This is a genomic window from Pseudomonas sp. S1_G07 (assembly GCF_054668565.1).
Map to the genome: position 1 here is coordinate 1307821 of NZ_CP162778.1, position 15132 is coordinate 1322952.

The following is a 15132-nucleotide window of genomic DNA, read 5'->3' on the forward strand; positions in this document are numbered from 1 at the left end:
TTTATGTTTAACTTGAACGTTCGTTCAAGTTAAACCCGGTGGTTCGCTGCCCGCTCACAACAGGAGGCTTACCTTTGCGGAGTCCGTTTTTCCCAGCCACATTTCACGTCCCAGGGGTGCATCGTTCATGAGTGCATCGTCCACCCCACCTAGCGGCCTGGTGCGCATGAATGCGCCGGTCTTCTACTTTGCCGCCACCTTTATCCTGCTGTTCGGCCTCACGGTCATCGCCATTCCGCAACAGGCCGGTGCCTGGTTGCTGGCGGCGCAAAACTGGGCGGCCAATACGGTCGGCTGGTACTACATGCTGGCGATGACCCTGTATCTGGTCTTCGTGGTGGTCACCGCGTTATCGGGCTACGGCAAGATAAAACTCGGTGCCGACCACGACGAGCCCGAATTCAGTTACTTGTCCTGGGCCGGCATGCTGTTCGCCGCGGGTATCAGCATCACACTGTTTTTCTTCTGCGTGTCCGAGCCCCTGACGCACCTGGTGCAGCCGCCCCAGGGCGCGCCCATGAATGCCGATGCCGCGCGCCAGGCCATGCAGGTCCTGTTTCTGCACTGGGGCCTGCACGGTTGGGGGGTGTTCGCGTTTGTCGGCATGGCCCTGGCGTACTTCGCCTACCGGCATAACCTGCCGCTGGCGTTGCGCTCGGCGTTGTATCCACTGATCGGCAAGCGCATCAACGGCCCCATTGGTTATGCGGTGGATGGCTTCGGCATTATCGCCACGGTGTTCGGCCTCGGCGCCGATATGGGCTTTGGGGTGCTGCACCTCAACTCCGGGCTGGACTATCTGTTTGGCATTGCCCATACCCAATGGATCCAGGTCGGCCTGATCACCCTGATGATGGGCGCGGCGATCCTGGTCGCGGTGGCCGGGGTCGACAAGGGCGTGCGGGTGATGTCCGACATCAACATGCTGCTGGCCTGCGCGCTGCTGCTGTTCGTGCTGTTCGCGGGCCCCACCCAGCATTTGCTCAACACCCTGATCCAGAACATCGGCGATTACCTCGGCGCGTTGCCGACCAAAAGCTTCGACGTATACGCCTACGACAAACCCAGCGACTGGCTGGGCGGTTGGACGGTGTTCTACTGGGCCTGGTGGATCGCATGGTCGCCGTTCGTGGGCCTGTTCATCGCGCGGATTTCCCGTGGGCGCACCATCCGCGAATTCGTGTTCGGGGTGCTGCTGATCCCACTGGGGTTCACCCTGGCGTGGATGTCGATCTTCGGTAACAGCGCCATCGACCAGGTGCTCAACCACGGCATGGCGGCGCTCGGTCAGTCGGCCATCGATGATCCGTCGATGAGCCTCTACCTGCTGCTGGAAACTTACCCGTGGAGCAAAACCGTTATCGCGGTGACGGTGTTTATCAGCTTCGTGTTCTTCGTCACCTCGGCGGATTCGGGCACGGTGGTGCTGTCGACCCTGTCGTCCAAGGGTGGCAACGCCGATGAAGACGGGCCGAAGTGGCTGCGGGTGTTCTGGGGCGCAATGACCGCGCTGGTCACCAGTGCCTTGCTGTTCGCCGGCAGTATCGACTCGCTGAAATCAGCGGTGGTGCTGACCTCGTTGCCGTTCTCACTGATCCTGCTGCTGATGATGTGGGGCCTGCACAAAGCCTTCTACCTTGAGTCGCAAAAGCAGATCGCCCAGTTGCATTCGCTGGCGCCGATTTCCGCCTCGCGCAAAGGCAAGGGCGGTTGGCGCCAGCGCTTGAGCCAGGCGGTGCACTTCCCATCGCGAGACGAGGTGTACCGCTTCCTTGAGTCGACGGTCCGCCCGGCGATCGAAGAGGTGACGGCGGTGTTTGTCGAGAAGGGGCTCTCGGTCGTGACCCAGCCCGACCCGTCCAACGACAGCGTCAGCCTGGAAATCGGCCATGGCGAGGAGCATCCGTTCATCTACCAAGTGCAGATGCGCGGCTACTTCACACCATCGTTCGCCCGTGGCGGCATGGGCTCCAAAGAGATCAACAACCGCCGCTACTACCGCGCGGAAGTGCACTTGAGTGAAGGCAGCCAGGACTACGACCTGGTCGGTTACACCAAGGAGCAGATCATCAACGACATCCTCGACCAGTACGAGCGGCACCTGCAGTTCCTGCACCTGGTGCGCTGAGCAAACGCTGAAAGGCCCCGGATGGGCGGGCATCCCGGCATTCCTTTCAGGTAGGTCTTTGCTGTAAAAGGAAGAGGCAGACTTAAGCGATTCAGCGGCTTAAAAGGCTTGGGAATAACCTTATTTCCAGGCCTTATTTGCCCCAAGCCCAGAGAGGATTCGATGACGTACATTGCTGCCGAAAACCGCTATGAATCTATCCCGTATCGCCGCGTAGGACGCAGTGGATTAGTGCTGCCGGCACTGTCCCTGGGGCTGTGGCACAACTTTGGCGACAGCACCCCGATCGACACCCAGCGCGCCCTGCTGCGTACCGCGTTCGACCTGGGGATCAACCACTTCGACCTGGCCAACAACTACGGCCCGCCCTATGGCAGCGCCGAGATCAACTTCGGTCGTTTGCTGCGCGAAGACTTCAAGCACTACCGCGATGAATTGATCATCTCCAGCAAGGCCGGCTGGGACATGTGGCCGGGCCCGTATGGCCAGGGCGGCGGTTCACGCAAATACGTGCTGGCCAGCCTGGACCAGAGCCTGCTGCGCCTGGGCGTCGACTACGTGGATATTTTCTACTCCCACCGTTTTGACGCCGATACACCCCTGGAAGAAACCGCCAGCGCCCTTGCTACCGCCGTGCAACAAGGCAAGGCGTTGTACATCGGCATCTCGTCTTACTCAGGCGTGAAAACCCGCGAAATCGCCGCGCTGCTCAACGAGTGGAAAGTACCGCTGTTGATCCACCAACCGGCCTACAACCTGCTCAACCGCTGGGTGGAAAAAGACCTGCTCGACACCACCGAAGAACTCGGTGCCGGAGTGATCGCCTTTACGCCGCTGGCTCAAGGGTTACTGACCGACAAATACCTCAACGGTGTGCCGGCCGACGCACGGGTCAATCGCCCGGGCGGCGGTTCGTTGCAGGCCAAGCATTTGTCCGAAGCCAACCTCGCCCACGTGCGCGCGCTGAACGAAATCGCCCAGCGCCGCGGCCAAAGCCTGGCGCAACTGGCCCTGGCCTGGACGTTGCGTGATCCACGGGTCACCAGCGCGCTGATCGGCGCGAGCCGGCCGGAGCAGATCATCGAGAACGTCGGGGCGTTGCAGAACTTGAGTTTCACTGCCGAGGAATTGGCGGAGATCGATCGGTTTGCGCTGGAAGGCGGGATTAACCTGTGGGAAAAGCCATCCACTGCTGAATAAGCTGACACTACCGGGTCCATTGTGGCAGGGGGGCAAGCCCTCCCACAATGGACCGAGTTCGGTCTTAGTTGCTGATCGCCAGGATGCTCGCCTGGTACGCCCCGACAAACACATCGAAGTCACCCACTTCGTTCTGTTCCAGCTCTGCCTGTTGGGCCAGCGACGTGCGCGCCAGTTCTTCAAAACGTGCCTGCTCTTCGGCCGCCAGCGGCTCCTTGCGGAAATGCTCGGCGTGCAGCTGGCTTTGGTGCAGGGAGAATTGCGCAAAGCTCTCTTTACGCTCGGCCATCGCCGCCAACACTTGGGCCGATGGTGTCAGCGATGGGTCTTTGACCTTCGCCAACTGAGCGTCCAGCGCCTGGCTGTGTTCGCTGATGCCGTGGCTCTGATCAAGCAGCGCGGCCAATGGTGCGATTTTCTCCAGCAACTCGCTGGCCCATTCCTTCATGTCCACCGCCTGGCCCTTGCGCTGCAACTGCAGGCCCGGACGACGACCTTGCTTGACCACGCTGAGGAAGTTTGCGGTGGCGTTGCCGCACTCGTTGTCGGCGAACAGTGGGCTGTCGTTCAGTGCGCAATACAGCAGGAACGCGTCGAGGAAGCGCGACTCCTGCAAGTCGATGCCCATCGGCAGGAACGGGTTGATGTCCAGGCAGCGCACTTCGATGTACTGGATGCCACGCGCCATCAGCGCCTGGATCGGCCGCTCGCCAGTGTAGGTCACGCGCTTGGGGCGAATGTTGGAGTAGTACTCGTTTTCGATCTGCAGGATGTTGGTGTTGAGCTGTACCCACTCACCGTCCTTATGGGTGCCGACTTCGACGTACGGCGCGTAGGGCGTTGCCACCGCCTTGCGCAGGCTGTCGGTGTAGCTGGCCAAGTCGTTGTAGCACGGCGTGAGGCCGGCCTGGGCGTTGCTCTGGTAACCCAGGTCGCTCATGCGCAGGCTGGTTGCGTAAGGCAGGTACAAGGTGTCGGGGTCGAGGACTTCCAGTTGATGCGAACGGCCGCGCAGGAAGCCGGCGTCCAGGGCCGGCGAGGCACCGAACAGGTACATCAGCAGCCAGCTGTAGCGACGGAAATTGCGGATCAGCGCGATATAGGCGTTGGACTGGTAGTCGCGGTCGGTGCCGACAAACCCTTCGGTTTCCTTGAGCAACGGCCATACCTGTTCCGGCAGGGAAAAGTTGTAGTGGATGCCGGCGATGCACTGCATGGTCTTGCCGTAACGCAGAGCCAGGCCCTTGCGGTACACGTACTTGAGCTGGCCGATATTGGAGGTGCCGTAGTAGGCAATCGGAATATCTTCCTCGGCCGGCAACGGGCATGGCATGGACGGGCTCCACAGGTATTCGCTGCCGAGCTTGGAATAGGCAAAGCGGTGGATCTTGTCCAGGCTGCTCAGGGTATCGGCCGGGTTGGGCAGGGCTGGGGTGATGAACTCGAGCAACGATTCCGAGTAGTCGGTGGTGATCTGTTCATGGGTCAGCGCGGCGCCCAGGGTTTCGGGATGCGGCGTTTGCGCCAGGCGACCCTCACTGGTGACACGTAGGCATTCCCGCTCGATGCCATGCAAGCAGTGCTCTAGCAGGGAGAGGTGTTCGCGCTTGCCGAGCAGGGCCAGGCGGCGGTTGAGAAGTTCGCTCAAGTTGGATTCCTTCACGCATCAGTCGCCCCAATATGGGGGTGGGCAGGACGGTCTACAAGGGTGAAGTTAAAACTGGCGTGATCGCCTGGTTTTGAGTCGATTTGACCTGTATTGAAAAAGCCTACTTCACTCCATGAATTTGGCTATAGCACGGAAGGAAAATTCCGACGCCGTTATCGCAGCGCCGAAATTAACTCAAATCGCGGGTAGAGAGCTATAGGACAGCGAACGTGCCCTGTGCTTTTGCGACAAGTCTGTCGTCCTGATACACATCGGCTTCGACCACCAGCGTGCGCCGGCCGGTGTGAATCACCCGGCTGGTGCACAACACCTCACCGTCTTCCACGGCGCGAATGTAGTTGATCTTGCATTCGATGGTCGCGCTCTTCTGGTCAAAACCATGGGCGCTGGAACAGGCCAACCCCATCGCGATGTCCACCAGGCTGAAAATCGCTCCGCCATGCAGCTTGCCCGAGCGGTTGCGCAGGTGTGGCTCCAGGGTCAGGGCCACCTCGGCAACACCTTCTTCCAGGCGTTGCAGGCGGCAGCCGATCAGTTCGCTGAAAGCGCTCTGGGTAACGCCAGCGGGGATTTCCATCAGCGTTTCTTCAACTGTTTGGCGTTGGCGAACAGCGAGGCCATCGCGTTATTGCTTGGCGCTGCGGTCGTGGTTTCCTTGCGCGGTGCGGTGTTTTGCGACTGACGCGGCGCCGAGCCTGGGCGGGCACCACGGGCGCCGTCGACTTTCTCGCCGGGGGTGTCGCTCATGCGCATCGACAGGCCCACGCGTTTACGCGGGATGTCGACTTCCATGACCTTGACCTTGACCACGTCACCGGCTTTCACCGCTTCACGCGGGTCCTTGATGAACTTCTCCGACAGCGCAGAGATATGCACCAGGCCGTCCTGGTGCACGCCAATATCCACAAAAGCGCCGAAGTTGGTCACGTTGGTGACCACGCCTTCGAGGATCATGCCCGGTTGCAGGTCCTTGAGGTCTTCGACGCCGTCCTGGAACTCGGCGGTTTTGAACCCCGGTCGTGGGTCACGGCCCGGTTTTTCCAGCTCTTGCAGGATGTCGGTAATAGTGGGCACGCCGAAGGTTTCGTCGGTGTACTTCTTCGGGTCCAGGCGCTTGAGGAACGCGGCATCGCCGATCAGCGAGCGGATGTCGCGGTCGGTTTCGGCGGCGATGCGTTGCACCAACGGGTAGGCTTCCGGGTGAACGGCTGACGCGTCCAGTGGGTTGTCACCGTTCATCACGCGCAGGAAACCGGCCGCTTGTTCGAAGGTTTTTTCACCCAGGCGGGCGACTTTTTTCAGCGCGGCGCGGGTCTTGAAGGCACCGTTTTCGTCACGATGGGTGACGATATTCTGCGCCAGGGTGGCGTTGAGGCCGGAGATCCGCGCCAGCAGCGCGACGGAGGCAGTGTTCACGTCCACGCCCACGGCGTTTACGCAGTCTTCCACCACCGCATCCAGGCCGCGCGCCAGCTTGAGCTGCGATACGTCGTGCTGGTACTGGCCGACACCGATGGATTTCGGGTCGATCTTCACCAATTCGGCCAGCGGGTCCTGTAGGCGGCGGGCAATGGACACCGCGCCACGGATCGATACGTCGAGGTCCGGGAACTCCTTGGACGCCAGTTCCGACGCCGAGTACACCGAAGCGCCGGCCTCGGAGACCATGACCTTGGTCATTTTCATGGCTGGATATTTTTTGATCAGCTCGGCGGCGAGCTTGTCGGTTTCACGGCTGGCGGTGCCGTTGCCGATGGCGATCAGGTCCACCGAATGTTTGGCGCACAGCGCAGCCAGGATCGCGAGGGTCTGGTCCCATTTGTTATGGGGCACGTGCGGGTACACGGTGGCGTGGTCCAGCAGTTTGCCGGTGGCATCGACCACGGCCACCTTGCAACCGGTGCGCAGGCCCGGGTCGAGGCCCAGGGTGGCACGCGGACCGGCCGGAGCGGCCAGCAGCAAATCGTGCAGGTTGTGGGCGAAGACGTTGATCGCCTCGGTTTCGGCGGCGTCGCGCAACTCGCCCAGCAGGTCGGTTTCCAGGTGGGTGTAGAGCTTGACCTTCCAGGTCCAGCGCACGACTTCGCCGAGCCACTTGTCTGCGGGACGGTTCTGATTCTGGATGCCGAATTGTTGCCCGATCATGCCTTCGCACGGGTGCATGGTGCCTGGCAGCTCGTCACCGACTTTCAGCGAGGAGCTGAGAATGCCTTCGTTACGGCCACGGAAAATCGCCAGTGCGCGGTGGGACGGCATGCTCTTGAGCGGTTCGTCGTGTTCGAAATAGTCGCGGAACTTGGCGCCTTCTTCCTCTTTGCCGGCGATGACACGGGCGCTGAGGATGGCTTCCTGTTTCAGGTAGTTACGCAGTTTTTCCAGGAGGCTGGCGTTTTCGGCGAAGCGTTCCATGAGGATGTACTTGGCGCCTTCGAGGGCGGCCTTGACGTCGGCGACGCCTTTTTCGGCATCGATAAAGCGCGCGGCTTCGGTTTCCGGGGTCAGCGACGGGTCGTTGAACAGGCCGTCGGCCAACTCGCCCAGGCCGGCTTCCAGGGCGATCTGGCCCTTGGTGCGACGCTTCTGCTTGTAGGGCAGGTAAAGATCTTCGAGGCGGGTCTTGGTGTCGGCAAGCTTGATATCGCGCTCAAGCTGCGGGGTCAACTTGCCCTGCTCCTCGATGCTGGCGAGGATGCTGATGCGCCGTTCGTCGAGTTCTCGCAGGTAGCGCAGGCGCTCTTCCAGGTGTCGCAGTTGGGTGTCGTCGAGGCTGCCGGTCACCTCTTTACGGTAACGGGCGATGAAGGGCACCGTGGAGCCCTCATCCAGTAGAGCGACGGCCGCTTCGACCTGTTGCGGGCGTACACCGAGTTCCTCGGCGATGCGGCTGTTGATGCTGTCCATAAAACCACCTGAAATTCTGAAAAGCAGCCCGCAGGCCATAAAAACAAGGCCTTGCGCGGCTGGTTGAGCGGCCCGACTGGCGCCGCTACCTGGGTCAAGAGGCTGCCTGTTGACCCTCGAAATCGAAAAAATCACGACAAGCGGGTAAAAAAAGCCCGGCAGTAAATGGTAACGATCTGACGTTGCCCTGCACGACGGCGCCGCATTATAACCAGCGTTCTGTCCTTGAGGGGTACTGCGCCAACGGTTGTAGGGCACGGGTTCGCTGGCAGTAGAGGAAAAATCTGCTAACAATGCACACGGTGCGTATAACGGCAGCTAAGCCATAATGCGCGCCGAGATAAGAGGAGCATCCAATGAGCAGCACTGCACAAACTGCTGAAGGCGAAAAAATTCTCATCGTTGATGACGATCCGGGGCTGAGCAGCCTGTTGGAGCGATTCTTCAACTCCAAGGGCTACCGTGCCCGCGCGGTGCCGAACACCGAGCAGATGGATCGTCTCCTGGGGCGCGAAGTATTCAACCTGGTCGTGCTCGACCTGATGCTGCCCGGCGAAGACGGCCTGACCGCCTGCAAGCGCCTGCGCGGCGCCAACAACCAGATTCCCATCATCATGCTCACCGCCAAGGGCGATGAGCTGAGCCGCATCAAAGGCCTCGAACTGGGCGCTGATGACTACCTGGCCAAGCCATTCAACCCGGACGAGCTGATGGCGCGGGTCAAGGCCGTATTGCGTCGCCAGGCGCCGCCGGTACCCGGCGCGCCGGGCAGCGAAGACGAAAGCGTCACCTTCGGTGATTACGAGCTGTCGCTGGCGACCCGCGAACTCAAGCGTGGCGATGAAGTGCACATGCTCACCACCGGTGAATTCGCAGTGCTCAAGGCCCTGGTGATGAACGCACGCAAGCCGCTGACCCGCGACAAGCTGATGAACCTTGCCCGTGGCCGTGAGTGGGATGCCCTGGAGCGTTCCATCGATGTGCAGATTTCCCGTCTGCGGCGGATGATCGAACCAGACCCGTCCAAGCCACGGTACATCCAGACGGTATGGGGCGTAGGTTATGTATTTGTGCCGGATGGCACCGCTACAAAGTGACCGATGACTTGCAGGGGCGGGTATCCCGGTGTTTGACTCCATGAGGGGTGACCGGGTGCCCGATGTCTGCAATTCTGCGAGCGCCGCTCGTTCCTGCAAGGTGTCCAGCTGTCATTTATGAAAACCCCGCTGTGGTTCCCACAAAGTTTCTTCTCCCGCACCCTTTGGCTGGTGTTGATCGTCGTTCTGTTTTCCAAGGCACTCACGCTGGTTTATCTGTTGATGAACGAGGACGTGCTGGTGGATCGGCAATATAGCCACGGTGTCGCGCTGACGCTGCGCGCCTATTGGGCCGTTGACCCCGAGAACCGTGAAAAGGTCGCCAAGGCATCGACGCTGATCCGTGTGGACGGTTCCGGGGTGCCTGAAGGCGAGCAGCATTGGCCGTACAGCGAGATCTATCAGCGCCAGATGCAGGCGGAGCTGGGAGAGGACACCGAAGTTCGATTGCGCATGCATGTTTCGCCCGCCCTGTGGGTGAGGGCTCCAAGCCTGGGGGATGCGTGGATCAAGGTGCCGCTTTATCCGCACCCGTTGCGCGGGCAAAAAATCTGGAACGTGCTGGGCTGGTTCCTTGCCATCGGTTTGCTTTCCACTGCCTCGGCATGGATTTTCGTACGTCAGCTCAACCAACCGCTCAAGCGCCTGGTGTTTGCCGCACGGCAACTGGGCCAGGGGCGCAGCGTGCGCCTGCCGGTCAGCGACACGCCCAGTGAGATGACCGAAGTGTACGGCGCATTCAACCAGATGGCGGAAGACGTCGAACAGGCCGGGCGCGAACGCGAGCTGATGCTGGCCGGCGTGTCGCACGACCTGCGTACACCGTTGACCCGTTTGCGCTTGTCCCTGGAGTTGATGGGCAACCATACCGACCTCACCGATGACATGGTTCGTGACATCGAGGACATGGACGCGATTCTCGACCAATTCCTGGCGTTTATCCGCGACGGCCGTGACGAGGTGGTGGAAGAGGTCGACCTGACGGACCTGGTACGCGAGGTGGTGGCACCCTACAACCAGAATGGCGAACAGGTGCGTATGCGTCTGGAGCCGATCCAGCCGTTTGCGTTGCGTCGGGTGTCGATGAAGCGCCTGTTGAACAACCTGATCGGCAACGCCTTGCACCACGCAGGGTCCGATGTGGAAGTGGCTGCATACGTGTCCGGCGACAGCGCTGCACCTTATGTGGTGCTGAGTGTGATGGACCGGGGTGCAGGGATCGACCCGGCGGAGCTGGAAGGCATCTTCAACCCATTTACCCGTGGCGACCGTGCTCGGGGTGGCAAGGGCACCGGGTTGGGGCTGGCGATCGTGCGACGGATCGCTTCGATGCATGGCGGCAATGTTGAACTGCGCAATCGCGAGGGCGGTGGCCTGGAAGCGCGGGTGCGCTTGCCATTGGGGTTGATGTTGCCGAGGGGGGCGGTATAGGGACAGCCGCAAGTCGCAAGCTTAAAGCTGCAAGAGAAAGGTATGTCGCTTTTGCCCTTTCTTGCAGCTTATAGCTTGAGGCTGCCCACTGCTTCTCTAGCCCTTGCCTTTGGTCCTGGTCATATTCGGCCCGCCACTCTTCTCCAAATGCTGAATGATGATCCCCGCCACATCCTTGCCCGTGGTGGTCTCGATCCCTTCCAGGCCCGGTGACGAATTCACTTCCATCACCAACGGGCCGTGGTTCGACCGCAGAATATCCACACCCGCCACGGCCAGCCCCATCACCTTGGCCGCCCGTAGCGCGGTCATGCGTTCTTCCGGGGTGATCTTGATCAGGCTGGCACTGCCGCCTCGGTGCAGGTTGGAGCGAAATTCACCAGGCTTGGCCTGGCGCTTCATCGCCGCAATCACCTTGTCGCCCACCACGAAGCAACGGATATCCGCGCCGCCGGCTTCCTTGATGTATTCCTGCACCATGATGTTTTGCTTGAGGCCCATGAACGCTTCGATCACGGATTCGGCCGCCGTCGCGGTTTCACACAGCACCACGCCGATACCCTGGGTGCCTTCCAGCACCTTGATCACCAGGGGGGCGCCATTGACCATCTCGATCAGGTCCGGGATGTCGTCGGGGGAGTGGGCAAAACCGGTGACAGGCAGGCCAATGCCCCGGCGCGACAGCAGTTGCAGCGAGCGCAGCTTGTCCCGTGAGCGTGCGATGGCTACGGATTCATTAAGGGGGCATACCCCCATCATTTCAAACTGGCGTAGCACGGCGCAGCCATAGAACGTCACCGAGGCACCGATACGCGGGATCACCGCATCGAACCCCTCCAGCGGTTTGCCCCGGTAGTGGATCTGCGGCTTGTGGCTGGCAATGTTCATATAGGCACGTAACGTGTCGATCACCACCATTTCATGGCCACGTTCAGTGCCGGCCTCGACCAGGCGGCGGGTGGAATACAGACGCGGGTTTCGCGACAGCACAGCAATCTTCATGCAGCACCTGGGGCAGAAATAGTAGAGACCGGGAACACCGGCTTGTCTTGAACGTACTTGACGCCGGGGTTGACCACCAATTGGCCGTCAATCAACGCCTTGGAACCGAGGAGCAGGCGGTAACGCATGGCCTTGCGGCAGGCCAGGGTGAACTCCACCCGCCATACCCGATCACCCAGCGCCAGAGTGGTGCTGATGACATAGCGCACCTGCGCATGGCCGTTGGAGCTCTTGATGGTTTTCATCGTCACCAGGGGCGCTTCGCAGCGGCGGTGACGCAGTTGCACCACGCTGCCCAGATGCGCTGTAAAGCGCACCCATTTCTCTCCGTCGCGCTCAAAGGGCTCGATATCGGTGGCGTGCAGGCTCGAGGTACTGGCACCGGTGTCGATCTTCGCGCGCAGGCCTGCCACTCCCAAGTCGGGAAGTGCCACCCATTCACGCAGACCCACAACGGTCAAATGGTCAAATGTCTTCAATATAGGTAACCGATCAGTTCGCCCAGGCCTGAGGTGAAACCTCGGCCAGGGCATTGAATGCGGGTTTGGCGAACCAGTAGCCCTGCATCAGAAATATTCCACAGTCGAACAGAAAGTCTCTCTCTCCGGGCGTTTCGATGCCTTCGGCAATGACAGTAACCCCCAACTGCTCACAGATTGTGACAATCCCCCGGACGATCACCTGGCGGACACGGTCCTGGTCGACATCACGAATCAGCGCCATGTCGAGTTTGATCAGGTCAGGTTGGAAATCGGCCAGCAGGTTCAACCCCGAATAGCCCGCGCCGAAGTCGTCGATGGCTGTCATGAAGCCGAATTCGCGGTATTCACGCAGAATATTCATCAAATGGCGATAGTTATCTATGTGCTCGCTTTCCAGGGTCTCGAAAATCAGTTTGTTCAGCGGGAAATTGTGCACGCGAGCCGCCTCCAGTGTGCTGCGGATGCACAGCTCCGGACGGTATACGGCATTGGCCATGAAGTTGATGGAAAGGCGAGTTTGCATCCCCAGGGCTACGGCGCTGGCAATGGCCTGCGTGCGGCAGCGCTGGTCGAAGCGGTAGCGATTGCTATGGTTGACTTGCGCCAGTATCGACATTGCCCCTTCACCCTTTATGCCACGCACAAGGGCCTCATTGGCAAAGATCGAATGGTCCCGAAGGTCTACGATTGGTTGGTAGGCGAAAGCGAAGTCGAACCCCAACGGCTCGCTTTGCTGGCAACCCACGCACCGCTGGTCTGGCGAGGTAAGTGAAACGGGAAAGTCGGTCACGGCATATCCTCGCGAAAGCAGGGTGCTACCTGGCGTATCTTAGGTGAGCCTTGGGGTTTATGCGTCGAAGGTTTTCAACGGTAAAGTTGCGACATTTTTCAGAGCGAGGAATTCAAGTGGCTCAAAAGCAGGAAGAGGAGGAAAAGGTCCGGTTGGACAAGTGGCTGTGGGCTGCGCGTTTCTATAAAACCCGTGCCCTGGCCAAGGCGGCCATCGAGAGTGGCAAGGTGCATCATCGCGGTGAGCGCTGCAAACCGGGCAAGGAGCCACGGGTGGGTGATGAGTTGCAGATTCGCATCGGCTTTGACGAAAAGACCGTCGTGGTCCAGGCGCTTTCCATCGTGCGGCGCGGCGCGCCTGAAGCCCAGGCGCTGTACGCCGAAACCGAAGCCAGCATCGCCAAGCGTGAAAACGCCGCGGCCATGCGCAAGGCCGGCGCCACAGGCATGACCACCGATGGCAAGCCAAGCAAGAAGCAACGCCGCGACTTGTTCAAGTTTCGCGGCAGTGGCAATGATGACTAGTTATGGGGGAGAGGGGCTGGCACCCTCTTCCCGGGTTATTGCGCGTCTCTTACGGCGCTGAGCCGGCCGATCAGCGGCACTCGCTGAAACACCCCGAACACGGGTGCCGTCAGCCGCAGCAAGAGTGCGGACGCTGTTGCCGCAAACGGCGTGTAATACCCCCAGCCCAATGCCAACAGCGCGAGCAAGACGCCGCCGATGTAATCGTCCTGCCCCCAATGCGCCCCCGCGACCAGGCGCGGCATCATGAACAACACCGCCAGGCCCCAGATCACCAGGACCTGGGCGATGCGCTGGGCAAACACCGTCATGAACATCCCCCAGATCAACAGCACCGAAGCATGATCCCCGGGGAAGCTTTGGCTGGAGCGGTCCTTCAGTTCCCAGGCCTTCTCCAGCCCCGGGAAAAAGTCACTCATCTGAATCGCCCCAGCGATCACCATCGAAGGACTGCTGTGTTGCCAGCCCATCTGCGCTGCCAGTTTGGAAAACAACATTCGGATGAACAGCAACAGCAACAAAATGCCGACAAAACCTAACAGCGCCTGGCGTACCTGCGCGGCCTTGAACACCCAGTCACCGCGAACCAGCAGCGTCAGCAGGATCACCCCGACCACTGCATCGAACGGCCGCAAACTGGCCACAGCCCACATATGTAGCCAGGTTGCGTTGGTTGCCAGCGGGTCATTCAGCAGATGAAACAACCACTCGTCGAAAATCAAACACAGCCTCTGCCCGGTGGGCCAGAGCCAAAAACACAACAGCCCGATAGCGAGTAGATTGCAAAGAGCCCATCGCCGGAGGTTCCACTTGGCTTGGAACAAACCCGGATTGTTCATAAACTGTCCCTCTTCACTCTATTCAGCTCTCTGTTTCCAGGAGAAAGCTGCACCATGATGGTGCTAAAGCGTTTAAGTTTATAAACCTTGTAATCAATTTGTCATCAATTCAGATACCCAGACCTATGACTGATCTACCGGATACCGACTTCACCCAACGCTTCATCTTCGACGAGAGCGACGCCCGCGGCGAACTGGTCTCGTTGGAGCGCAGCTACGCCGAAGTCCTCGCCAAGCACCCCTATCCGGAGCCGGTCGCGCAACTGCTCGGGGAACTGATGGCCGCTGCCGCGCTGCTGGTGGGCACCATGAAGTTCGATGGCTTGCTGATCCTGCAGGCGCGTTCCGAAGGCCCGATTCCGCTGCTGATGATCGAATGCTCCAGCGCGCGCGAGATCCGTGGCCTTGCCCGTTACGAGGCCGACCTGATCGCCCCGGACGCGACCCTGGCCGACCTGATGCCCAATGGTGTCCTGGCGCTTACCGTCGACCCGACCGTGGGTCAGCGCTACCAAGGCATCGTCGACCTCGATGGCGATACCCTCTCGGACTGTTTCACCAACTATTTCGTGATGTCCCAGCAAGTGGGCACCAAGTTCTGGCTCAATGCCGACGGCCAGCGTGCGCGTGGCCTGTTGTTGCAACAGCTGCCGGCCGATCGCATCAAGGACGATGACGATCGCGTTGAAAGCTGGCGCCACCTCACGGCCCTGGCCGGCACCCTGACCGCTGAGGAACTGCTGGGCCTGGACAACGAAACTATCCTGCATCGGCTCTACCACGAAGAGGCCGTGCGCCTGTTCGACGCACAGTCGCTGCACTTCAATTGCAGCTGCTCGCGCGAGCGTTCGGCCAATGCCCTGGTCAGCCTGGGCCTGGAAGATGCGCAGAATCTGGTAGTGGAGCACGGTGGCAATATCGAGATCGACTGCCAGTTCTGCAACGAGTGCTACCTGTTCGATGCTGCCGATGTCGCCCAGTTGTTCGCCGGCGCAGGTATCGACACGCCTTCCGACACCCGCCACTAAAACGTTTAAGCACAGGTAAATCACCTGACAAATGCCGGATT

General features: G+C 60.4%; 13 protein-coding genes. 6 read left to right on the forward strand and 7 right to left on the reverse strand.

What is annotated here, in order from left to right:
- The first annotated feature begins 166 nt into the window (after nucleotides 1-166).
- Nucleotides 167-2128: a choline transporter BetT gene (betT, locus tag AB4O05_RS06080; RefSeq protein ID WP_460137660.1), complete on the forward strand. Its 1962-nt coding sequence runs from the start codon at nucleotides 167-169 to the stop codon at nucleotides 2126-2128.
- Between the two features lie 162 nt (nucleotides 2129-2290).
- Nucleotides 2291-3328, forward strand: a complete 1038-nt coding sequence (mgrA, locus tag AB4O05_RS06085) for an L-glyceraldehyde 3-phosphate reductase (RefSeq protein WP_460132271.1) — start codon at nucleotides 2291-2293, stop codon at nucleotides 3326-3328.
- A 64-nt stretch (nucleotides 3329-3392) separates the two neighbouring features.
- Here the strand turns inward: mgrA and gshA are convergent, their stop codons facing one another.
- From gshA to AB4O05_RS06100, 3 genes are all read right to left on the reverse strand, one after another.
- Nucleotides 3393-4976, reverse strand: coding sequence for a glutamate--cysteine ligase (gene gshA / locus AB4O05_RS06090; RefSeq protein ID WP_460132270.1), 1584 nt, complete (start codon nucleotides 4974-4976; stop codon nucleotides 3393-3395).
- Nucleotides 4977-5190: 214 nt separating this feature from the next.
- Complete coding sequence (locus AB4O05_RS06095) at nucleotides 5191-5574, reverse strand: PaaI family thioesterase (protein ID WP_460132268.1); 384 nt, start codon at nucleotides 5572-5574, stop codon at nucleotides 5191-5193.
- A complete protein-coding gene (locus AB4O05_RS06100; protein WP_460132267.1) occupies nucleotides 5574-7898 on the reverse strand; it encodes a Tex family protein in 2325 nt (774 codons plus the stop codon). Before AB4O05_RS06100 ends, AB4O05_RS06095 begins: the two co-directional genes overlap by 1 nt.
- Before the next feature lie 356 nt (nucleotides 7899-8254).
- Between AB4O05_RS06100 and ompR the strand changes: the two genes are divergently transcribed.
- Nucleotides 8255-8995, forward strand: a complete 741-nt coding sequence (gene ompR, locus AB4O05_RS06105; RefSeq protein ID WP_460132265.1) for an osmolarity response regulator transcription factor OmpR — start codon at nucleotides 8255-8257, stop codon at nucleotides 8993-8995.
- Between the two features lie 117 nt (nucleotides 8996-9112).
- A complete protein-coding gene (locus AB4O05_RS06110; protein ID WP_460132263.1) occupies nucleotides 9113-10426 on the forward strand; it encodes an ATP-binding protein in 1314 nt (437 codons plus the stop codon).
- 96 nt (nucleotides 10427-10522) lie between these two features.
- Here the strand turns inward: AB4O05_RS06110 and rimK are convergent, their stop codons facing one another.
- From rimK to rimA, 3 genes are read right to left on the reverse strand one after another with little or no spacing between them, the layout of a single operon-like run.
- Nucleotides 10523-11428: a 30S ribosomal protein S6--L-glutamate ligase gene (gene rimK / locus AB4O05_RS06115; protein WP_460132261.1), complete on the reverse strand. Its 906-nt coding sequence runs from the start codon at nucleotides 11426-11428 to the stop codon at nucleotides 10523-10525.
- Nucleotides 11425-11907, reverse strand: a complete 483-nt coding sequence (rimB, locus tag AB4O05_RS06120) for a retropepsin-like aspartic endopeptidase RimB (RefSeq protein ID WP_005783815.1) — start codon at nucleotides 11905-11907, stop codon at nucleotides 11425-11427. Before rimB ends, rimK begins: the two co-directional genes overlap by 4 nt.
- A 13-nt stretch (nucleotides 11908-11920) precedes the next feature.
- Nucleotides 11921-12700, reverse strand: a complete 780-nt coding sequence (rimA, locus tag AB4O05_RS06125) for a S6 modification regulatory phosphodiesterase RimA (RefSeq protein WP_460132259.1) — start codon at nucleotides 12698-12700, stop codon at nucleotides 11921-11923.
- Nucleotides 12701-12816: 116 nt separating this feature from the next.
- Here rimA and AB4O05_RS06130 point away from each other — a divergent pair, with 116 nt between their 5' ends.
- Nucleotides 12817-13224, forward strand: a complete 408-nt coding sequence (locus tag AB4O05_RS06130) for an RNA-binding S4 domain-containing protein (RefSeq protein ID WP_460132257.1) — start codon at nucleotides 12817-12819, stop codon at nucleotides 13222-13224.
- A 35-nt stretch (nucleotides 13225-13259) separates the two neighbouring features.
- Here AB4O05_RS06130 and AB4O05_RS06135 read toward each other — a convergent pair whose 3' ends face one another.
- Nucleotides 13260-14063, reverse strand: a complete 804-nt coding sequence (locus tag AB4O05_RS06135) for a phosphatase PAP2 family protein (protein ID WP_460132255.1) — start codon at nucleotides 14061-14063, stop codon at nucleotides 13260-13262.
- A 125-nt stretch (nucleotides 14064-14188) separates the two neighbouring features.
- Here AB4O05_RS06135 and hslO point away from each other — a divergent pair, with 125 nt between their 5' ends.
- Complete coding sequence (hslO, locus tag AB4O05_RS06140; RefSeq protein WP_460132253.1) at nucleotides 14189-15091, forward strand: Hsp33 family molecular chaperone HslO; 903 nt, start codon at nucleotides 14189-14191, stop codon at nucleotides 15089-15091.
- Nucleotides 15092-15132: the final 41 nt, after the last annotated feature.